We start from the raw sequence: 19,140 nt of genomic DNA on the forward strand, positions 1-19,140 counted from the left end.
ATATGTGGGGTTTATTCGCTTGGTAAACAACTGTGATCGCCATCAAAGATCACCAAAAATACCGACTAGAGGGATAAACGCGTGCGCACATCAATCAAAATAAAAAATTTAATTCATTCATTAACTATTTAAGGGGGTTGTTTTTTGTTAAAAATGATTTCAATGCAATCATCACCGGTAAAGCAGTAATAAATAAGATCTGTTAATCATGATATTTATTACAGAAATAATCATATATGATCAGTAAAATAATTAATATGCTAATTTTTTGTGTAAATAAGGTTTCATTCGTGTTGGGTCATGATGAGGACTGAGTACCCGAGGCGAATTTCATGTATGGTAGAACGGCTTCTCCGACTAACTGTACAGCGATTATGCTACTGATTATCGATAACTACGACTCTTTTACCTACAACCTTTACCAATATTTTTGTGAGCTTGGTGCGCACGTCGTGGTGAAGCGTAATGATGAACTGACGCTGCATGACATTGAACAGCTTGCGCCTGAGCGGTTGGTGATTTCCCCGGGGCCTTGTACGCCGGATGAGGCGGGCATTTCACTAGCGGCTATCCGTTACTTTGCCGATAAACTGCCGATTCTCGGGGTGTGTCTCGGTCATCAGGCAATGGGGCAGGCGTTTGGCGCGAACGTGGTGCGGGCGCGACAGGTTATGCACGGGAAAACCTCCGCGATTGCACACAGCAATACAGGTGTGTTTGCTGGGCTGGCTCAGCCTTTGACGGTCACCCGCTATCACTCCCTCATTATTGATTCCGTATCGCTGCCTGATTGCTTTGAGGTCACGGCCTGGAGTGAACATGAAGGAAAGCGTGATGAGATTATGGGGATCCGCCATCGCTCGTTACCACTGGAGGGCGTGCAGTTTCATCCAGAGAGCATTCTCAGCCAGCAAGGGCATCAGCTTTTGGATAATTTCCTTAAAATTTAGCTATATAGAAAGTTATTCCTTTCAGTGTTCGATTTAATATTGCCTGAAATTGATTTTTTATGCATATTTATTGACTATATTTTCATTTTTACATGATGGAAGCAGAGTGAGGCAGCAAATGGCAGCAGAGCAGAAAGCAGTGACACGGGATACTCACGATAAAGTGATTTTGCCGGTTTATGCACCCGCGAAGTTTGTACCCGTGAAAGGCAAAGGGAGCCGGGTCTGGGATCAGGATGGCCGAGAGTATATCGATTTCTCCGGCGGCATCGCGGTTACCGCGCTCGGTCACTGCCATCCTGCGTTGGTTAACGCGTTGCAGCAGCAGGGTGAAACGCTGTGGCACACTAGCAATATTTTCACCAATGAACCTGCGCTACGTCTTGCCAGCAAATTGATTGATGCCACTTTTGCCGATCGCGTGTTCTTTGTTAACTCCGGCGCAGAGGCCAATGAAGCGGCATTTAAGCTGGCACGCCACTATGCTGTGAAGCGTCATAGCCCGTATAAAACCAAGATCATTGCTTTTTACAATGCGTTCCATGGTAGGACGCTGTTCACCGTTTCGGTGGGAGGACAGCCGAAATATGCCGATGGTTTCGGGCCTAAACCTGCGGATATTGTTCATGTTCCCTTTAACGATCTGGCTGCGGTGAAAGCGGTGATGGACGATCACACCTGCGCGGTCGTGCTGGAGCCGATTCAGGGCGAAGGCGGTATTACACCGGCTACGCCTGAGTTTTTACAAGGCGTCCGTGATTTGTGCAATCAGCACAACGCGCTACTGGTGTTTGATGAAGTACAGAGCGGGATGGGGCGTACTGGCAAACTATTCAGCTACATGCACTATGGCATCACGCCGGATATTCTCACCACGGCTAAAGCGCTGGGGGGCGGGTTCCCAATTAGCGCGATGCTGACGACGGAAGAGATTGCATCCGTTATGACGGTTGGCGTTCATGGAACCACCTATGGCGGCAATCCGCTGGCCTGTGCGGTGGCAGAGGCCGCGCTGGATATTATCAACACGCCGGAGGTGCTGTCAGGCGTGGCGGATCGTCACGATCGCTTTGTTAGTGAACTTGAGAAAATCAACCAACAGTACGGCGTATTTGAACAGATTCGCGGCATGGGGCTGTTGTTGGGAGCAGAGCTAAAGCCGCAGTGGCATGGTCGTGCCAGTGAGTTTCTGGCTGCTGCAACCGCCCAGGGATTGATGGTGCTGATGGCTGGGCCGAATGTGATCCGTTTTGTACCGTCTCTGATCATTGATGAAAACGATATTGCGCAGGGGATGGCGAAATTTGCCGACGCGGTTGCGCAGGTTGTGGATACGGCTGCCCGTTAATGCGGTGAACTGCATAAAAAAGCGTGAGGCCGAGGCTTCACGCTTTTTTGTGGGTAGGGTACTGCTACACGGGTTTAGCGTGTGCCGTAAACGACAATCGTTTTACCGTGCGCAGAGATCAGGTTTTGGTCTTCTAACATTTTCAGAATGCGGCCTACGGTTTCACGCGAGCAGCCAACGATTTGCCCAATTTCCTGACGGGTAATTTTTATTTGCATGCCATCTGGGTGTGTCATGGCATCAGGCTGTTTGGCCAGGTTGAGTAGAGTTTGGGCGATACGACCTGTCACATCAAGGAAGGCGAGGTTGCCGACTTTTTCTGAGGTAACTTGAAGTCTGCTTGCCATTTGCGCAGACAGACGCATGAGGATATCTGGGTTAACCTGAATGAGCTGACGGAATTTTTTGTAAGAAATTTCAGCCACTTCACAGGCGGTTTTTGCCCGCACCCAGGCGCTACGCTCCTGACCTTCTTCAAACAGGCCAAGCTCGCCGATAAAATCGCCCTGATTGAGGTAGGAAAGGATCATTTCTTTACCTTCTTCATCTTTGATCAGCACTGCGACAGCGCCTTTCACGATGTAGTAAAGCGTTTCTGCTTTTTCACCTTGGTGAATAAGTGTGCTCTTCGATGGATACTTGTGAATATGACAATGGGAAAGGAACCATTCGAGAGTGGGGTCTGTTTGCGGTTTGCCGAGAACCATTCGCTATCATCCTCTGTTGTAATTCACTGCGCAAATTACAGGGGTCAGAGTTCCCTGTACGGCGTGTTTAACTGCTAAAAAATAAAACTCAATCTAGCTAGGCAGAATGACGTCAGGGAATATACTGGAACCACTGTACCCTTGATTTTTCGGTTGCTGCCTTGCCGCACCGTAAATGTGGCTGGGTATGTCTGACCAACGTCATCATCTTCTTCGTTTCTGGGTTTGTCCAGAAAAGGTCTATTCTGTTTTCGTTTTAACACAGCTTTAAGGATGTGTCTTGTGTTGTCTCGCTTCAGCATGACAAAGCGCTGATTAACGCCGATTTTTGTACAGTAACGATATAAATTTTCAAAAAATTTTTAGTGGAGAGACATCATGCAGGCTCGGGTAAAGTGGGTTGAAGGCTTAACGTTTTTGGGCGAATCCGCATCAGGACATCAGGTATTGATGGATGGCAATTCCGGCGATAAAGCGCCCAGCCCGATGGAAATGGTGTTGATGTCCGTGGGAGGATGCAGTGCGATTGATGTGGTATCGATTCTGCAAAAAGGCCGTAACGATGTAGCGGATTGTGAGGTGAAATTAACGTCTGAGCGCCGCTCTGACGCGCCGCGTTTCTTTACCCACATCAATCTGCATTTTATCGTGACGGGGAAAGGGCTAACCGATAAAGCCGTCGAACGAGCCGTCGCCCTATCGGCGGAAAAGTACTGTTCTGTGGCATTGATGCTCGGTAAAACGGTTGAGGTGACGCACAGTCACGAAATCCAAGTGTTGCCATAATCTATTTCTTTGGGCGCGGCGTTGCCGTGCCCAACTGCGGTTACTTGATCGTTTTCCCTTCAATGAGCCGCTGCACCAGCGGTGCCATGATTAACTCCATCGCCAGCCCCATTTTCCCGCCGGGAACGACCAGCGTGTTGATGTGGGAGATAAACGACCCCTGCAACATAGCAAGCAGATAGGGATAATCAATATTATCCAGCCCCTGAAAATGAATGACGACAAAGCTTTCATCCAGCGACGGAATCGATTTGGCGGCGAACGGGTTGGAGGTGTCCACGGTCGGCACGCGCTGGAAGTTGATGTGCGTGCGAGAAAACTGGGGCGTGATGTAGGTGATGTAGTCCTCCATTGAACGGACGACGGAATCCATCACCGCTTCACGCGAATGACCACGCTCATTGACGTCACGGATCAGCTTTTGAATCCATTCGAGGTTGACGATTGGCACCACGCCAACCAGCAAATCCACATGCTGTGCTACATCGTTTTGCTCGGTGACTACGCCGCCGTGCAGTCCTTCATAGAACAGGATATCGGTGGGTTCCGGCATCGGCTCCCACGGGGTGAATGTTCCGGGAACCTGATTATAGGGAATGGCTTCATCGTAAGTGTGAAGATATTTACGCGTCTGGCCGCGCCCGTGCAGACCATATTCGATAAACGACTGTTCCAGCAGGCTGAAGTCATTCGCCTCAGGGCCGAAATAGCTGATGTGGCGTCCTAAATCACGCGCTTTGCGAATCGCCATGTCCATTTCTGGACGGGTATAGCGGTGAAAACTGTCGCCTTCCAACTGGGCTGCGCGCAGATTGAACTGCTGGAAAATCTTACGGAAGGCCAGACTGGTTGTTGTAGTTCCCGCCCCGCTGGAGCCGGTAACCGCAATAATCGGATGCTGATGTGACATAAGGCGCGTGACTCCGTGATCGCGAGGCTCGCACAGGCCGGGAGTCTGCGCGCATCCTCAAAAAGACGTGATGAGTATCATTGTTAGCATGTTTGGCGTGTTCTTTCACGCCTTTCACCCTGCTCAATAAGGGGCATGGCCTCCCGCATTGAGCTGGTTGCGCGGCATAATGTTAAGGGTCTCATGTAACTCGGACCACACCAAAACGACCTCGCCAGTGTTGAGCTGGAGGCGGATATCTTCCACTTTCTGCGCCAGCGATCGCTCCTGTTCGCCGTAATCGGTGCCTTCCCGCAGGACGAAAGATTCAATGATGTTATCCAACGTTTCTGGATCGAGCTGTTGCCAGGGAATAATCACGTTGTTTTTCCTGAATAAGAAGTTCCTGAATAAAGAGAGTCGCTGGCATGGTCCAAAAAGGGGCTAAGCCAGTGTGGAATGCGTTGTTCCAGCCACATTTCCGGTTTCAGTAATGTACCACCCACGAAGCCAACGTGCCCGCCATGTTCCGTTAGCTGATATTCAATCGTAGACGGTAACTGTGACAGATCGGGAATCACCTCTGACGTCATGAACGGATCGTCTTTCGCATGAATGATGAGCAGCGGTTTGCGTATCTGAGGCAATAGCGGCAGGGCGCTACAGCGTCGATAGTAGTCGGCTGCATCGCGGAAACCGTGAATACGTGAGGTAATGACGTCATCAAATTCTCGCAACTGGCGGATTTGCTTCAACTGCGGCAACTGAATGGGCAATGTGTCTGGGTAAGCGGCCAGCTTGCGACTGGCATTTTGTTTCAACAGTCGTAGCAGGTAGTGCTGATAGACGCGGGAGAAGCCTTGTTCCATTCGGCGGCTACAGGGTTCGAGCATCAAGGGGGCGGAAACAATGACGGCGGCAGATAGGGAACAGGTTTCACCTTGCTGGGCGAGCAGGTAGGCCAGCATGTTGCCGCCGAGAGAAACACCGATGGCGGCGGTAGGCGCTTCGCCCAGTGTTTCCCGCATCCAATGCAGAAAATAGCTGGCGTCGCTGGTTTCGCCAGAATGATAAATGCGTTTCATCCGGTTGGGTTTACCGCTGCACCCGCGGAAATGCATGATGACGGACAGCCAGCCGCGTTGTTTACAAGCATGCAGCAAGCCGTGGGCGTAGGGACTGTGAAAACTGCCTTCCAGCCCGTGGAACAGCACCACACGCGGTTTGTGCCGTGCTTGTTCAGGCGCTTCGCTCCACGCCAGATCGACGAAGTCGCCGTCGGGTAATTCGAGCGATTGCCAGACTGGCGAGAACTGCGCGTGACGGCGAATCAGGCGCGGCAATATCGTTTGCAAATGTGGGTTACGCGCGCCGCTCAGCGGATGAAAATGGTCATGCATAAAAGGATATGAAAATTTAGTTGTCGGCTCTTGTACGATCAATATCACACTGTTAGCTTCAATGCTGCCAGTTGGTACGATATTTGGGTCAGGAGTGCCCACAAATAATGGAACTGAGTTTATTTCTTTCGATGTTGGGTTTTTTGTGGGTGGCGGCCATTACGCCGGGGCCGAATAATATGTTGTTAACTACCTCGGGCGCGAATTTTGGCTTCATGCGTTCCCTCTGGTTGATGGTCGGCATCATGTTGGGCATGCAAAGCATTTTACTGCTGGTGGCTTTCGGCGTCGGCGGGTTGATTCTGATTTATCCGTCGCTGCATTTTATCCTGAAAGTCCTCGGCAGTGCCTATTTGCTCTGGCTGGCGTGGAAAATCGCCACGGCAGCTTACGAGCGACTGGAAACGTCCGTTGCACCGCCCCAGCCGATTCGGCTTTATCAAGGATGGTTACTGCAATTCCTGAACCCGAAAGCGTGGCTCATGGCGCTGGGCGCCGTTGCCAGCTTTAGTCTGGCTGGCGAAGGTTATAACCATTCTGTGATTGCAATCAGCATCGGGATTGTGCTGGTGAATCTGGTGTCTGGTGTCATCTGGCTAGGGTTTGGCACGATGATTGGCCGGCTGCTGCGCAGTAAGAAAGCGTGGATTATCTTTAATGTGTCAATGGGGCTGCTGACCGCCGCCTGCGTGCTGCTCATCTGGCATTAATACTGATGTGTATTGCGGTCGCGAGCGGTTTTTCGCTCGCGACTCGTTCAGGCAAAAGGGCGTAAAGTTACTCGCCCTGCATCATTTGCTCTAGCTGTTCCTGTGCATCCAGCCAGGACATTTCCGTTTCTTCCAGCTCGATTTTGACTTTGGTTTGTTGTTGCAGGCAGTCGGTAAGCTCGGCCTTGCGGCTGATGTCGTAGATGGCGCTGTCTGCCAGTCTGGCTTCCAGCGCCGCCAGCGTTTCCCCCAGTTTTTCCATCTGCTGCTCAAACTTAGCGATCTGTTTACGCAGCGGCTGAGTTTGCGTTCTTAGCTCTGCTTCACGGCGTTTCTGATCCTTTCTGCCCTGTGCGCTGTTGGCGTTCTCTTTTGACGTTTCCGCGGCGGCATTTTCCTGACGTTGCAGGCCGACCAGCCATTGTTGGTAGTCTTCCAAATCGCCATCGAATGGCTCTACTTTCTGGTCGTGTACCAGATAGAGATCGTCCGTGGTAGAACGGATCAGGTGTCGATCGTGCGAGACGACGACCAACGCGCCTTCAAAATCGATTAACGCTTCGGTCAAGGCCTGACGCATATCCAGATCGAGGTGGTTGGTCGGTTCATCGAGCAGCAGGAGATTCGGACGCTGCCAGACGATCAGCGCCAGCACCAGACGGGCTTTTTCGCCGCCGGAGAAACGCTCGGTGATTTCCGTGACTTTATCGCCCTGAAAACCAAAGCCGCCGAGGTAGTCACGCAGTTGTTGTTCCGTTTCCCGCTCAGCCAGACGTACCAGATGCTGCAACGGTGATTCGTCTGCACGTAGGAATTCCAGTTGATGCTGGGCGAAATAACCGAGCTTCACGCCTTTTGCCAGCCCGATTTCCCCTTGCAGCGGCGCGAGCGTACCGGCAAGCAGCTTGATTAGCGTGGATTTACCCGCACCGTTATGGCCGAGCAGCCCAATGCGGGAACCCGGCACTAAATTAAGTTTAATCGACTCCAGAATCAGCTTGTCGCCGTAGCCCGCACTGACCTTTTCCATCTTCATCAACGGATTGGGCAACGATTCCGGGGCGCGAAAGCTGAAGCGGAACGGGTTATCGACATGTGCTGGCGCAATCATCTCCATGCGTTCCAGCATTTTTATCCGGCTTTGCGCCTGCTTGGCTTTGGTCGCCTGCGCGCGGAAGCGGTCAATGTAGTGTTGCAGGTGCGCGACACGCTCCTGCTGGTGCTCATAGAGCGATTGCTGCTGTGCGAGGCGTGTGGCGCGCTGACGTTCAAATGAAGAGTAGTTACCGGTGTATTCGTTGAGCGACTGCTGCTCAATGTGCAGGATTTTGGTCACTACCGGATCGAGGAAATCGCGGTCGTGCGAGATCAGTACCAGCGTGCCAGCATAATTTTTTAGCCACTTCTCCAGCCAGATAACGGCATCCAGATCGAGGTGGTTGGTTGGTTCATCCAGTAACAGCAGGTCTGAACGGCAGATCAGCGCCTGTGCCAGATTCAGACGCATCCGCCAGCCGCCGGAAAAAGCGCTGACAGGCTGTTGCAACTGTGACTGAGAAAACCCTAACCCGTTGAGCAGGCTTGAGGCTCTGGCCTGAATCGTCCAGGCTTGAATCGCATCCAGCTTGCCGTGCAGCGTGGCAATCGCATTACCGTCGTTCTCTTCGTTGGCCGTCTGCAAGGCGGCTTCCAACTGGCGAAACTCGCGATCGCCGTCAATCACGTAGTCCAGCGCGGCTTTATCTAACGCGGGCGTTTCCTGATTAACCCAGGCGAGCGACCAGTTCTGTGGGAAGGTCGCACTACCGCCGTCGGCGCTGATCTCACCTTTCAGTAATGACAGCAGCGTAGATTTACCACAGCCGTTCTTGCCAACCAGACCGACTTTCTGGCCGGGATTAACCGTTGCTGTCGCGTTATCGATCAGAACGCGTACACCGCGTCGAATTTGCAGCGAAGAGAAAACAATCATAAAGCGCCGTATGTTCAGAGTATGTTAAATTATGGACATATCAGGACACGCGGTGTCCCGTTTTTAGTCGTTGCGCAGCATGGTAACGGAAAACCCTTATCATGACGACGCTTTGGAGGGGAATGATGTCGCAGCCACCGAAGATTTTGCTGCTGTATGCCCATCCGGAACCACAGGATTCGGTGGCAAACCGCGTTCTATTGCAACCGGCGCAGCAGTTGGCGAATGTAACCGTGCACGATCTTTACGCGCACTATCCCGATTTTTTTATCGATATTCATCATGAACAACAACTGCTGCGTGAGCATCAGGTCATTGTTTTCCAACACCCGTTTTACACCTATAGCTGTCCGGCCCTGCTGAAAGAGTGGCTTGATAGGGTGTTATCCCGCGGTTTTGCCAATGGGATGGGCGGTAATGCGCTGGCGGGAAAATACTGGCGTTCGGTGATTACAACCGGTGAACCGGAAGAAGCCTACCATCCTAACAGGAACAATCGTTATCCGATGGAGGATTTGCTACGCCCATTCGAACTGACGGCCGCCATGTGCCGGATGCATTGGATGCCCCCGATGATCATTTACTGGGCGCGTCGTTTACAGCCCGACGTGTTGTCGAGTCAAGCCAGAGCTTACGGTGAATGGCTCGCCTCCCCTTTAGCTAAAGAGGAACGCTGATATGGAGAGTTCCGCGCTACTGACCGCCGGAGTCTTGTTTTTGTTTGTGGCGGTCGTAGCCGTACCGATTGCGGCACGATTAGGCATTGGTGCCGTACTGGGCTATTTGATCGCCGGGATCGCTATTGGCCCTTGGGGGCTGGGTTTTATTCGCGACGTGGACGCGATTTTGCACTTTTCAGAACTGGGCGTCGTTTTCCTGATGTTCATCATCGGTCTGGAATTGAATCCGTCCAAACTCTGGACGCTGCGCCGCTCGATCTTTGGCGTTGGGGCGGCTCAGGTTGGATTGAGTACGCTGATTTTAGGCGGTGCCTTGTATCTGACGGATTTTTCGTGGCAATCCGCACTGATTGGCGGCGTGGGGCTGGCGATGTCGTCAACGGCGATGGCGCTGCAATTGATGCGTGAAAAGGGCATGAATCGTAGCGAGTCTGGGCAGCTTGGCTTCTCTGTCCTGCTGTTTCAGGATTTGGCGGTTATCCCTGCGCTGGCGCTGATTCCCATTCTGGCCGGGGGGCAGGGGGATTTCGGCGATTGGGAGCGAATCGGGCTGAAAGTCGCCGCATTCCTTGGCATGTTAATCGGTGGTCGCTATCTGGTGCGTCCTCTGTTCCGCTTTATTGCGGCGTCGGGCGTGCGTGAAGTTTTCACCGCCGCCGCGTTGTTGTTGGTGCTCGGCTCTGCGCTGTTTATGGAAGCATTAGGGCTTTCCATGGCGTTAGGCACCTTTATCGCCGGTATTTTGCTGGCGGAAAGTGAGTATCGGCACGAACTGGAAATCGCGATTGAGCCGTTCAAAGGTTTACTGCTAGGCCTGTTTTTTATCTCCGTAGGGATGGCGCTGAATCTCGGCATTCTCTACACCCATATCGTGAAGATTATGGTTGCGGTGCTGGTGCTGGTGGCGGTGAAAGCGGTTGTACTGTATTTCCTTGCGCGGATTAATCGTATGCGCCGCTCCGAACGCTTGCAGTTTGCCGGCGTGCTGAGCCAAGGCGGTGAGTTTGCCTTTGTCCTGTTTTCCGCTGCGGCGTCCTTCAACGTCCTGAAAGGTGAGCAACTGCCGCTGCTGTTGGTGACGGTGACGCTATCGATGATGACGACGCCGCTGCTGATGCAGGCGATCGATCGCATTTTGGCGCGTCGTTACAACGTGCAGGATATGCCAGATGAAAAGCCCTATGTTGAGGACGACGAGCCGCAGGTGATTGTGGTGGGATTTGGGCGTTTCGGACAGGTGATCAGCCGCTTATTAATGGCGAATAAAATGCGGATTACGGTGCTGGAGCGCGATATCAGCGCCGTGAGCCTGATGCGCAGCTATGGTTATAAGGTTTATTATGGCGATGCCACTGAACTGGAACTGCTGCGTTCGGCTGGGGCGGATAAAGCACAATCGATAGTGATTACCTGCAATGCGCCGGAAGATACGATGGACATTGTGCATCTGTGTCAGCAACATTTTCCTCATCTGGAGATTTTGGCACGGGCGCGTGGACGTCTTGAAGCCCACGAACTGTTGCAAACGGGTGTCAGGCACTTTTCGCGTGAAACCTTTTCCAGCGCGCTGGAGTTGGGACGGAAAACGCTGGTGTCGCTAGGCATGCACCCACATCAGGCGATGCGTGCACAACAGCATTTTCGCCGTCTGGATATGCGCATGCTGCGTGAACTGATGCCGCAGTTGACGGGGGATGTCGCACAAATCTCCCGTGTGAAAGAAGCTCGCCGTGAGCTGGAAGATATTTTCCAGCGGGAAATGCAGCACGAGCGTCGGCGGCCTAGTGTATGGGATGAAGACGACGAGTAAGCGCCAACGCCTATTGGAATAGGTTCTAGATTCAGGAAGGGAGATAAACGGAGCTATCATGCGTAAACGCTTTATTGCAGGAGCCGTGTGCCCGACGTGTCAGGCGCAGGACACGCTAGCGGTGGGAAGAGAAGATGACGTCGAGGTGGTGGTGTGCGTGAAGTGCGGATATCGCCAAAGTCAGGCAGATGAGCCGACGGCAGCACCCGCTCCGCAGGCGAACGAGATTATCGGGATCTTCCGGCCTGAATAAGGGAGACGTGTCCATGCCGACATTGTCATCAACGGTTGACGTTTTTTGATTCCAGACGGTACATAGGGACATTTTTCAGCTACAATTTGCGCCAGTTTGATTTCCAACGGTAGGAGATATCATGAAAGTAGCAAAAGATCTGGTGGTCAGCCTGGCCTATCAGGTACGTACAGAAGACGGTGTGTTGGTTGATGAGTCTCCGGTGAGCGCGCCGTTGGACTATCTGCATGGTCACGGTTCCCTGATTTCTGGTCTGGAAAACGCGTTGGAAGGCCGTGAAGCGGGCGAGAAATTTGATGTCAACATTGGTTCCAGCGACGCTTACGGCAACTATGATGAAAATCTGGTGCAGCGCGTACCGAAAGATGTCTTTATGGGCGTTGATGAGTTGCAGGTTGGCATGCGTTTTCTGGCAGAGACCGATCAGGGCCCCGTTCCGGTCGAGATCACCGAAGTTGAAGACGACCACGTTGTGGTTGACGGCAACCACATGCTGGCAGGCCAAAACCTGAGCTTCAATGTTGAAGTGGTTGCTATCCGTGAAGCGACGGAAGAAGAGCTGGCGCACGGCCACGTTCACGGTGAGCACGATCATGAACATGGTGACGGCTGCTGCGGCGGTCATGGCCACGATCATGACCACGGCCATCAGCACGGTAAAGGCGGCTGCGGCGGCCACGGTGGATGCGGCTGCCACTAATCGGTTGTAATGCATAAAAAACCTCAGGTTGATTTTCACCTGAGGTTTTTTTATATCTGACGGGCATCAGTAATGCGGCGGCGGTGTTTCTTCCGACTGAGGGGCAACGAGCGAGGTTTGCTGATTACGCACCCTGTCGGTGAGTAAACGTACATGTTCGCGCAGGCGGCTAATTTCCAACTCGTGTTGAATAACCGTTTGGTTAAGTTCTTCTATGGTGAGTTCCTGGAAAGCTTGTCGGCTTTCCAACTGTTCGAGCCGTTCTTCAAGTGCTGATGGTGACATCGATATTCCCCTTACTTCTTGTTACCTGCGAGTTTGTCAGAAAGCGGAAACTTCTGGTAGTAAAAACGGTCGCAGTAGGGCGCAATGCGCTATTCGAGATGGGGCAATTCGTTGCCAGACGGTCTTAGGACGACACAAATGCGGTTGGAAAAACTTCCTGACGTTTTTTATCAAAGGATTGTCGAGTGCGTCGTTGTGTTGTCTTCACCCGCACAGTTATAGTAGACGCGAATGTATTTTAATGATGGCTGGAGCGCGTGGCTCCAGATGCTGGAGAAATGGATGAAATCACTGTTTAAAGTAACGCTGTTAGCAACAACGATGGCTCTGGCGCTGAACGCAGGTCAGGTTCTGGCGGCAGACAATGCGCAGGCATCTGACAACACTGCGACCGCCAAATTCAAAAACGATGAGCAGGCAGCCGCTTATGCGTTAGGTGCATCTTTAGGGCGTTACATGGACAACTCCCTGAAAGAGCAAGAAAAATTAGGTATTAAGCTGGATAAAGAGCAGTTGATTGCTGGCGTGCAGGATGCGTTTGCTGACAAGAGCAAACTGACTGACGAAGAAATCGAGAAAACGCTGCAAGGCTTTGAAGGAAAAGTAAAAGCCGCCGCTGAAGCCAAAATGAAACAAGATGCGAAAGATAACGCGGATAAAGGCGCCAAGTATCTTGAATCCTTTGCTAAAGAAAAAGGTGTGAAGAAAACGGCATCCGGCCTTCTGTATCAAGTTGAGAAAGAAGGCAGCGGAAACGCACCGAAAGACAGCGATACCGTAGTGGTTAACTACAAAGGTACGCTGGTTGACGGTAGCGAGTTCGATAACTCTTACAAACGTGGTGAACCGCTGTCTTTCCGTCTGGACGGTGTGATCCCAGGCTGGACCGAAGGTCTGAAGCACGTTAAGAAAGGCGGTAAAATCAAGCTGGCTATCCCGCCTGCTCTGGCATACGGTGAAAACGGCGTACCTGGCATTCCGGCTAACTCTACGCTGGTGTTTGACGTTGAACTGCTGGACATTAAATCTGAAGCTGACCTGAAAGCAGCGGATGACGCGAAAGCTGAAAAACCAGCAGCAGAAGAAAAAGCTGCGAAATAAGTCTCGCGACAACCTATGACCGCAGGCTTTGTCCTGCGGTTTTTTTTTGCGTATCCATTAGGAAGATTAAATCGCTGGGAATGCTGGCTACAGTAAGATGAGATTACGCTACGCTAAACAGCCGCTTATGAAATTCAGGGACGAGAGTGTGGACATTTGCTAAACTAGGCTCCTTGTCAATACAAAATAAATATACCCGTCATACTTCAAGCTGCTTGTGCGTTGGCTGCCTTCACGCAACTCGAATTATTAGGGGATAAATGATGCTGAGGGTGGTGTCTGCCATGTCTAATTCGCTTGTCTCTGGCGAATCTTATGAGCTTGATTTGCTGGATGAACGTCCGTTCAGTCAAACGGATTATGAGATCCTGAAATCGTATGAAGCGGTGGTTGATGGCTTGGCCATGTTGATTGGCGAGCACTGTGAGATTGTGTTGCACTCGCTTGAGGATCTTAAATGTTCCGCTGTGCGTATTGCGAATGGAGAGCATACTGGCAGGAAGATTGGCTCGCCGATTACGGATCTTGCATTGCGTATGCTGCATGACATGGCAGGTGAAGATAGCAGCGTGTCAAAGGCCTATTTTACCCGGGCAAAAAGCGGCGTGTTGATGAAGTCAGTGACGATTGCTATCCGTAATCGCGACCAGCGCGTAATCGGGCTGCTATGTATCAACATGAATCTGGATGTCCCTTTCTCCCAGATCGTGCAGACCTTTATTCCACCTGAAACGCACGATGCTGCTTCTTCCGTTAACTTCGCTTCATCGGTTGACGACCTCGTGGCGCAAACGCTGGAGTTTTCGATTGAGGAAGTGAATGCGGATCGCAATGTTTCCAATAATGCGAAAAATCGTCAAATCGTTCTGAGCCTGTATGAGAAAGGCATTTTTGATATTAAAGACGCCATCAATCAGGTCGCCGAACGCCTGAATATTTCCAAGCACACCGTCTATCTCTATATCCGTCAATTTAAAAGCGGTGACTTCAGCGGGCATGAACGTTAATGCTGAGTTACTGTTTGCTGGTGACTGGCCCGGCTTATGGTACACAGCAAGCGAGCAGCGCCTTGCAGTTTGCGCAGGCGCTGTTGGCCGAAGGGCACAAGCTGAAAAGTGTGTTCTTCTATCGGGAAGGCGTGCTAAATGCCAACCAACTGACGTCACCTGCTAATGATGAGTTTGATCTTGTACGCGCCTGGCAACAGTTGAGCGAAACGCATCAGGTGGCGCTGAATGTTTGCGTTGCTGCTGCGCTGCGCCGAGGCGTAACCGATGCTCAGCAGGCCGCTCAACTTAATCTTGCGGGTGCGAATCTGCAACCCGGCTTTGTTTTGAGCGGGCTAGGGGAACTGGCGCAATCGGTGTTGACCTGCGATCGGGTTATTCAGTTTTAAGGTAGGCAATGAAACGAGTCGCATTTGTTTTCACGCATTCTCCGCACGGGAGTGCTTCCGGTCGAGAAGGGCTGGATGCGTTATTGGCGATGTCAGCACTGACGGAAGACATTGGTGTATTTTTTGTTGGCGATGGTGTCCTTCAATTGTTGCCGCAGCAACAGCCGGAAAAGATTTTGATGCGTAATTACATCGCAACGTTTGGCGTGCTGCCGCTGTACGATATCGACAGTTGCTATTTGTGCGAAACGTCTGTGCGCCAGCGCGGGTTGAGTGCAGATACGGACTGGGTTTTGGATGTGGAACTGTTAGCGCCGCAAGCATGGCGCAGTAAGCTGTCCAGCTATCATTCCATCCTTTCCTTCTAGCGGCGGATCTCTTCATTTATGTTGCATACGCTCTCATGTTCTCCTTATCACGCCGACCTGGATGCGCTGTTGCGCAGCGTGGGGCAGGGGGATGCTGTCGTCTTATTGCAAGATGGCGTCATTGCGGCTCTCGCGGGAGGCGATAGTATCCGTCGTCTTCTGGATCCCGAGGTTCCTCTTTATGCGCTCCGGGCTGATGTCGCTGCGAGAGGCATAACTGAACAAATTTCAAACAGTGTCGTACTCATTGACTATAATGAGTTTGTTCAACTGACGGTGGAGTACCCGCAGCAACTCGCGTGGTAACGCTGAATTTTTGTATATTTCTTGACTCCTTCCACCGCCAGCCCTAAAATTCTGCGTCCTCATACTTTGCCTTGCGCAGACATGAGGCGATTTATTACGTGTTTACGAAGCAAAACCCAGGAGCTTTTTGAATGGCAACAATTAACCAGCTGGTACGCAAACCACGCTCCCTGAAGGCTGCTAAAAGCAACGTTCCGGCGCTGGAAGCATGCCCGCAGAAACGTGGCGTATGTACTCGTGTATATACTACCACCCCTAAAAAACCGAACTCCGCACTGCGTAAAGTATGTCGTGTTCGTTTAACTAACGGTTTTGAAGTTACCTCCTATATCGGTGGTGAAGGTCATAACCTGCAGGAGCACTCCGTGATCCTGATCCGTGGCGGTCGTGTTAAAGACCTGCCAGGTGTGCGTTACCACACCGTTCGTGGCGCGCTGGACTGCTCAGGTGTTAAAGACCGTAAGCAATCCCGTTCCAAATACGGCGTGAAGAAGCCAAAGGCTTAATGGTTCTCCGTTAAGTAAGGCCAAACGTTTTAACTTAAATGTCAAACTAAACTCGTAGAGTTTTGGACAATCCTGAATTAACAACGGAGTATTTCCATGCCACGTCGTCGCGTCATTGGTCAACGTAAAATTCTGCCGGATCCTAAGTTCGGATCAGAACTGCTGGCCAAATTTGTAAATATCCTGATGGTAGATGGTAAAAAATCTACTGCTGAAGCAATCGTCTATACCGCGCTGGAGACCCTGGCTCAGCGTTCTGGTAAAGATCATCTGGAAGCTTTTGAAGTAGCTCTGGACAACGTTCGCCCGACTGTCGAAGTTAAGTCGCGCCGCGTTGGTGGTTCTACTTATCAGGTACCAGTAGAAGTCCGTCCGGTTCGTCGTAATGCTCTGGCAATGCGTTGGATCGTAGAAGCTGCTCGTAAACGCGGTGATAAATCTATGGCTCTGCGCCTGGCGAACGAACTTTCTGATGCAGCAGAAAACAAAGGTACTGCTGTTAAGAAACGTGAAGACGTTCACCGTATGGCTGAAGCCAACAAGGCGTTCGCTCACTACCGTTGGTAATCCCTTCGCTGTAGTCATGCTAACCAAGCGGGCGCTGCAAATAGCCAACCCGCTTGGGTTAACTAAATTGAACGCCCTAGTATATAGAGGATACAAATGGCTCGTACAACACCCATCGCACGCTACCGTAACATCGGTATCAGTGCGCACATCGACGCCGGTAAAACCACTACTACCGAACGTATTCTGTTCTACACTGGTGTAAACCATAAAATCGGTGAAGTTCATGACGGCGCGGCCACTATGGACTGGATGGAGCAGGAGCAGGAACGTGGTATTACTATCACTTCCGCAGCGACTACTGCATTCTGGTCTGGTATGGCTAAGCAGTATGAACCGCATCGCGTAAACATCATCGACACCCCAGGACACGTTGACTTCACTATCGAAGTAGAACGTTCCATGCGTGTACTTGATGGTGCGGTAATGGTTTACTGCGCAGTTGGTGGTGTTCAGCCGCAGTCTGAAACCGTATGGCGTCAGGCAAACAAATACAAAGTTCCACGCATCGCGTTCGTTAACAAAATGGACCGCATGGGTGCTAACTTCCTGAAAGTTGTTGGTCAGATCAAAACCCGTTTGGGCGCGAACCCTGTTCCGCTGCAACTGGCAATTGGTGCTGAAGAAGGTTTCACCGGTGTTGTTGACCTGGTGAAAATGAAAGCCATCAACTGGAACGATGCCGATCAGGGCGTGACCTTCGAATACGAAGATATCCCGGCTGATATGCAAGATCTGGCTGACGAATGGCACCAGAACCTGATTGAATCCGCAGCAGAAGCTTCTGAAGAGCTGATGGAAAAATACCTGGGTGGCGAAGAACTGACTGAAGAAGAGATCAAAAAAGCTCTGCGTCAGCGCGTTCTGAACAACGAAATCATCCTGGTAACCTGTGGTTCAGCATTTAAGAACAAAGGTGTTCAGGCGATGCTGGATGCGGTAGTTGATTACCTGCCATCCCCAGTTGACGTTCCTGCGATCAACGGTATTTTGGATGACGGTAAAGACACGCCTGCTGAGCGTCATGCTAGCGACGAAGAGCCGTTTGCTGCTCTGGCGTTCAAAATCGCTACCGACCCATTTGTGGGTAACCTGACGTTCTTCCGCGTGTACTCTGGTGTGGTTAACTCCGGTGATACCGTACTGAACCCAGTTAAATCAGCGCGTGAACGTTTTGGTCGTATCGTTCAGATGCACGCTAACAAGCGTGAAGAGATCAAAGAAGTTCGTGCGGGCGATATCGCTGCTGCTATCGGTCTGAAAGATGTAACGACGGGTGACACGCTGTGTGATCCAGATAACGTCATCATTCTGGAGCGTATGGAATTCCCAGAGCCGGTAATTTCCATCGCGGTAGAACCAAAAACCAAAGCCGACCAGGAAAAAATGGGTCTGGCGTTGGGTCGTCTGGCTAAAGAAGACCCGTCTTTCCGCGTATGGACTGACGAAGAATCTAACCAGACTATCATCGCTGGTATGGGTGAATTGCACCTCGATATCATCGTTGACCGTATGAAGCGTGAGTTCAACGTTGAAGCTAACGTAGGTAAACCACAGGTTGCCTATCGTGAAGCGATTCGTGCGAAAGTTACCGATATCGAAGGTAAACACGCCAAGCAGTCTGGTGGTCGTGGTCAGTATGGTCATGTTGTTATCGACATGTACCCGCTGGAGCCAGGCTCAAATCCGAAAGGCTACGAGTTCATCAACGACATCAAAGGTGGTGTAATTCCTGGCGAATACATCCCTGCCGTTGATAAAGGTATCCAGGAGCAACTGAAAGCCGGTCCTCTGGCTGGTTACCCAGTGGTAGATCTCGGTGTGCGTCTGCACTTCGGTTCTTTCCATGACGTTGACTCCTCTGAATTGGCGTTTAAACTGGCTGCTTCTATCGCCTTTAAAGATGGCTTTAAGAAAGCAAAACCTGTTCTGCTTGAGCCGATCATGAAGGTTGAAGTAGAAACGCCGGAAGAGAACACTGGTGACGTCATCGGTGACCTTAGCCGTCGTCGTGGTATGCTGCGTGGTCAAGAGTCCAACGTTACTGGCGTTGTGATTCACGCTGAGGTTCCGTTGTCTGAAATGTTCGGATACGCAACTCAACTGCGTTCTCTGACCAAAGGCCGTGCTTCTTACTCCATGGAGTTCCTGAAGTACGATGATGCGCCTAACAACGTTGCTCAGGCCGTAATTGAAGCCCGTGGTAAATAAGCCTCAGGGTTAAAACAAAATCCCGTGCTCTCTCCATAGGGGGAGAGCATTTGAGTAAGGAATATCGCCGTGTCTAAAGAAAAATTTGAACGTACAAAACCCCACGTTAACGTCGGTACTATCGGCCACGTTGACCATGGTAAAACTACTCTGACTGCTGCAATCACTACCGTTCTGGCTAAAACCTACGGTGGT

Annotated in this window: 23 protein-coding genes; 17 read left to right on the forward strand and 6 right to left on the reverse strand. The window is 51.3% G+C overall.

The features are described 5' to 3' along the window. The first annotated feature begins 374 nt into the window (after positions 1-374). The gene (locus OI69_RS16035; protein ID WP_039352598.1) at positions 375-950 is read left to right on the forward strand and encodes an aminodeoxychorismate synthase component II; all 576 of its coding nucleotides are present in this window, start codon (positions 375-377) and stop codon (positions 948-950) included. A gap of 118 nt (positions 951-1,068) precedes the next feature. Then, positions 1,069-2,298: a bifunctional acetylornithine/succinyldiaminopimelate transaminase gene (gene argD / locus OI69_RS16040; RefSeq protein ID WP_039352601.1), complete on the forward strand. Its 1,230-nt coding sequence runs from the start codon at positions 1,069-1,071 to the stop codon at positions 2,296-2,298. A gap of 74 nt (positions 2,299-2,372) precedes the next feature. On the opposite strand, the gene crp is transcribed toward argD, so the two are convergent. After that, positions 2,373-3,005: a cAMP-activated global transcriptional regulator CRP gene (crp, locus tag OI69_RS16045; RefSeq protein WP_034895576.1), complete on the reverse strand. Its 633-nt coding sequence runs from the start codon at positions 3,003-3,005 to the stop codon at positions 2,373-2,375. 378 nt (positions 3,006-3,383) lie between these two features. Here crp and OI69_RS16050 point away from each other — a divergent pair, with 378 nt between their 5' ends. Further along, entirely contained in the window at positions 3,384-3,791 is a 408-nt protein-coding gene (locus tag OI69_RS16050; protein WP_039352609.1) for an OsmC family protein, read from the forward strand. A 40-nt stretch (positions 3,792-3,831) separates the two neighbouring features. Here OI69_RS16050 and OI69_RS16055 read toward each other — a convergent pair whose 3' ends face one another. The 3 genes from OI69_RS16055 to OI69_RS16065 all read right to left on the reverse strand — a co-directional run bounded on the left by OI69_RS16055 (position 3,832) and on the right by OI69_RS16065 (position 6,080). Continuing rightward, a complete protein-coding gene (locus OI69_RS16055) occupies positions 3,832-4,701 on the reverse strand; it encodes a phosphoribulokinase (RefSeq protein WP_039352612.1) in 870 nt (289 codons plus the stop codon). Positions 4,702-4,824: 123 nt separating this feature from the next. Then, entirely contained in the window at positions 4,825-5,061 is a 237-nt protein-coding gene (locus tag OI69_RS16060) for a YheU family protein (RefSeq protein ID WP_039352615.1), read from the reverse strand. Continuing rightward, the gene (locus OI69_RS16065; RefSeq protein WP_039352673.1) at positions 5,058-6,080 is read right to left on the reverse strand and encodes a hydrolase; all 1,023 of its coding nucleotides are present in this window, start codon (positions 6,078-6,080) and stop codon (positions 5,058-5,060) included. Before OI69_RS16065 ends, OI69_RS16060 begins: the two co-directional genes overlap by 4 nt. A gap of 107 nt (positions 6,081-6,187) precedes the next feature. On the opposite strand from OI69_RS16065, the gene OI69_RS16070 reads away from it, so the two are divergent. Next, entirely contained in the window at positions 6,188-6,790 is a 603-nt protein-coding gene (locus OI69_RS16070; RefSeq protein WP_005969536.1) for a LysE family translocator, read from the forward strand. A gap of 67 nt (positions 6,791-6,857) precedes the next feature. Here OI69_RS16070 and OI69_RS16075 read toward each other — a convergent pair whose 3' ends face one another. Continuing rightward, positions 6,858-8,762 carry an ABC transporter ATP-binding protein gene (locus OI69_RS16075; protein WP_039352620.1) on the reverse strand — a complete coding sequence of 635 codons (1,905 nt, stop codon included), beginning with the start codon at positions 8,760-8,762 and terminating at the stop codon, positions 6,858-6,860. 125 nt (positions 8,763-8,887) lie between these two features. Here OI69_RS16075 and kefG point away from each other — a divergent pair, with 125 nt between their 5' ends. From kefG to slyD, 4 genes are all read left to right on the forward strand, one after another. After that, positions 8,888-9,439, forward strand: a complete 552-nt coding sequence (gene kefG, locus OI69_RS16080; RefSeq protein ID WP_039352623.1) for a glutathione-regulated potassium-efflux system ancillary protein KefG — start codon at positions 8,888-8,890, stop codon at positions 9,437-9,439. Between the two features lies 1 nt (position 9,440). After that, positions 9,441-11,252: a glutathione-regulated potassium-efflux system protein KefB gene (kefB, locus tag OI69_RS16085; RefSeq protein ID WP_039352626.1), complete on the forward strand. Its 1,812-nt coding sequence runs from the start codon at positions 9,441-9,443 to the stop codon at positions 11,250-11,252. Positions 11,253-11,310: 58 nt separating this feature from the next. Continuing rightward, positions 11,311-11,505 carry a YheV family putative zinc ribbon protein gene (locus OI69_RS16090; RefSeq protein WP_039352629.1) on the forward strand — a complete coding sequence of 65 codons (195 nt, stop codon included), beginning with the start codon at positions 11,311-11,313 and terminating at the stop codon, positions 11,503-11,505. A gap of 121 nt (positions 11,506-11,626) precedes the next feature. Then, positions 11,627-12,205, forward strand: a complete 579-nt coding sequence (gene slyD / locus OI69_RS16095; protein ID WP_039352631.1) for a peptidylprolyl isomerase — start codon at positions 11,627-11,629, stop codon at positions 12,203-12,205. A gap of 66 nt (positions 12,206-12,271) precedes the next feature. Here the strand turns inward: slyD and OI69_RS16100 are convergent, their stop codons facing one another. Continuing rightward, positions 12,272-12,490 carry a protein SlyX gene (locus tag OI69_RS16100; protein ID WP_039352634.1) on the reverse strand — a complete coding sequence of 73 codons (219 nt, stop codon included), beginning with the start codon at positions 12,488-12,490 and terminating at the stop codon, positions 12,272-12,274. 282 nt (positions 12,491-12,772) lie between these two features. Between OI69_RS16100 and fkpA the strand changes: the two genes are divergently transcribed. From fkpA to OI69_RS19455, 9 genes are all read left to right on the forward strand, one after another. Beyond that, positions 12,773-13,591 (forward strand): FKBP-type peptidyl-prolyl cis-trans isomerase, encoded by an 819-nt coding sequence (gene fkpA, locus OI69_RS16105; protein WP_039352637.1) that lies wholly within the window; start codon positions 12,773-12,775, stop codon positions 13,589-13,591. Positions 13,592-13,875: 284 nt separating this feature from the next. Next, on the forward strand, positions 13,876-14,598 hold the full coding sequence (locus OI69_RS16110; protein WP_010296984.1) for a helix-turn-helix transcriptional regulator: 723 nt from the start codon (positions 13,876-13,878) through the stop codon (positions 14,596-14,598). Beyond that, positions 14,598-14,987 carry a sulfurtransferase complex subunit TusD gene (tusD, locus tag OI69_RS16115; protein WP_039352641.1) on the forward strand — a complete coding sequence of 130 codons (390 nt, stop codon included), beginning with the start codon at positions 14,598-14,600 and terminating at the stop codon, positions 14,985-14,987. Before OI69_RS16110 ends, tusD begins: the two co-directional genes overlap by 1 nt. 8 nt (positions 14,988-14,995) lie before the next feature. Continuing rightward, the gene (tusC, locus tag OI69_RS16120; protein WP_039352643.1) at positions 14,996-15,355 is read left to right on the forward strand and encodes a sulfurtransferase complex subunit TusC; all 360 of its coding nucleotides are present in this window, start codon (positions 14,996-14,998) and stop codon (positions 15,353-15,355) included. Positions 15,356-15,373: 18 nt separating this feature from the next. Further along, entirely contained in the window at positions 15,374-15,661 is a 288-nt protein-coding gene (tusB, locus tag OI69_RS16125; protein ID WP_039352647.1) for a sulfurtransferase complex subunit TusB, read from the forward strand. 131 nt (positions 15,662-15,792) lie between these two features. Next, positions 15,793-16,167, forward strand: coding sequence for a 30S ribosomal protein S12 (gene rpsL / locus OI69_RS16130; protein ID WP_005969567.1), 375 nt, complete (start codon positions 15,793-15,795; stop codon positions 16,165-16,167). A gap of 96 nt (positions 16,168-16,263) precedes the next feature. Beyond that, entirely contained in the window at positions 16,264-16,734 is a 471-nt protein-coding gene (gene rpsG, locus OI69_RS16135; RefSeq protein WP_009111198.1) for a 30S ribosomal protein S7, read from the forward strand. 96 nt (positions 16,735-16,830) lie between these two features. Further along, positions 16,831-18,945: an elongation factor G gene (fusA, locus tag OI69_RS16140; RefSeq protein ID WP_039352652.1), complete on the forward strand. Its 2,115-nt coding sequence runs from the start codon at positions 16,831-16,833 to the stop codon at positions 18,943-18,945. A 69-nt stretch (positions 18,946-19,014) separates the two neighbouring features. Next, positions 19,015-19,140: GTP-binding protein (locus OI69_RS19455; RefSeq protein WP_000031650.1), on the forward strand; the 126-nt coding region annotated here is incomplete at its 3' end.

It is taken from the genome of Pectobacterium fontis (assembly GCF_000803215.1).
Classification (GTDB): Bacteria; Pseudomonadota; Gammaproteobacteria; order Enterobacterales; family Enterobacteriaceae; genus Pectobacterium; species Pectobacterium fontis.

Bases quoted from the DNA above. Each gene is read 5' to 3' on its own strand.
- OI69_RS16035 (WP_039352598.1), top strand. From the start codon at position 375: ATGCTACTGATTATCGATAACTACGACTCTTTTACCTACAACCTTTAC.
- argD (WP_039352601.1), top strand. From the start codon at position 1,069: ATGGCAGCAGAGCAGAAAGCAGTGACACGGGATACTCACGATAAAGTG.
- crp (WP_034895576.1), bottom strand. From the start codon at position 3,005: ATGGTTCTCGGCAAACCGCAAACAGACCCCACTCTCGAATGGTTCCTT.
- OI69_RS16050 (WP_039352609.1), top strand. From the start codon at position 3,384: ATGCAGGCTCGGGTAAAGTGGGTTGAAGGCTTAACGTTTTTGGGCGAA.
- OI69_RS16055 (WP_039352612.1), bottom strand. From the start codon at position 4,701: ATGTCACATCAGCATCCGATTATTGCGGTTACCGGCTCCAGCGGGGCG.
- OI69_RS16065 (WP_039352673.1), bottom strand. From the start codon at position 6,080: ATGCATGACCATTTTCATCCGCTGAGCGGCGCGCGTAACCCACATTTG.
- OI69_RS16070 (WP_005969536.1), top strand. From the start codon at position 6,188: ATGGAACTGAGTTTATTTCTTTCGATGTTGGGTTTTTTGTGGGTGGCG.
- OI69_RS16075 (WP_039352620.1), bottom strand. From the start codon at position 8,762: ATGATTGTTTTCTCTTCGCTGCAAATTCGACGCGGTGTACGCGTTCTG.
- kefG (WP_039352623.1), top strand. From the start codon at position 8,888: ATGTCGCAGCCACCGAAGATTTTGCTGCTGTATGCCCATCCGGAACCA.
- kefB (WP_039352626.1), top strand. From the start codon at position 9,441: ATGGAGAGTTCCGCGCTACTGACCGCCGGAGTCTTGTTTTTGTTTGTG.
- OI69_RS16090 (WP_039352629.1), top strand. From the start codon at position 11,311: ATGCGTAAACGCTTTATTGCAGGAGCCGTGTGCCCGACGTGTCAGGCG.
- slyD (WP_039352631.1), top strand. From the start codon at position 11,627: ATGAAAGTAGCAAAAGATCTGGTGGTCAGCCTGGCCTATCAGGTACGT.
- OI69_RS16100 (WP_039352634.1), bottom strand. From the start codon at position 12,490: ATGTCACCATCAGCACTTGAAGAACGGCTCGAACAGTTGGAAAGCCGA.
- fkpA (WP_039352637.1), top strand. From the start codon at position 12,773: ATGAAATCACTGTTTAAAGTAACGCTGTTAGCAACAACGATGGCTCTG.
- OI69_RS16110 (WP_010296984.1), top strand. From the start codon at position 13,876: ATGTCTAATTCGCTTGTCTCTGGCGAATCTTATGAGCTTGATTTGCTG.
- tusD (WP_039352641.1), top strand. From the start codon at position 14,598: ATGCTGAGTTACTGTTTGCTGGTGACTGGCCCGGCTTATGGTACACAG.
- tusC (WP_039352643.1), top strand. From the start codon at position 14,996: ATGAAACGAGTCGCATTTGTTTTCACGCATTCTCCGCACGGGAGTGCT.
- tusB (WP_039352647.1), top strand. From the start codon at position 15,374: ATGTTGCATACGCTCTCATGTTCTCCTTATCACGCCGACCTGGATGCG.
- rpsL (WP_005969567.1), top strand. From the start codon at position 15,793: ATGGCAACAATTAACCAGCTGGTACGCAAACCACGCTCCCTGAAGGCT.
- rpsG (WP_009111198.1), top strand. From the start codon at position 16,264: ATGCCACGTCGTCGCGTCATTGGTCAACGTAAAATTCTGCCGGATCCT.
- fusA (WP_039352652.1), top strand. From the start codon at position 16,831: ATGGCTCGTACAACACCCATCGCACGCTACCGTAACATCGGTATCAGT.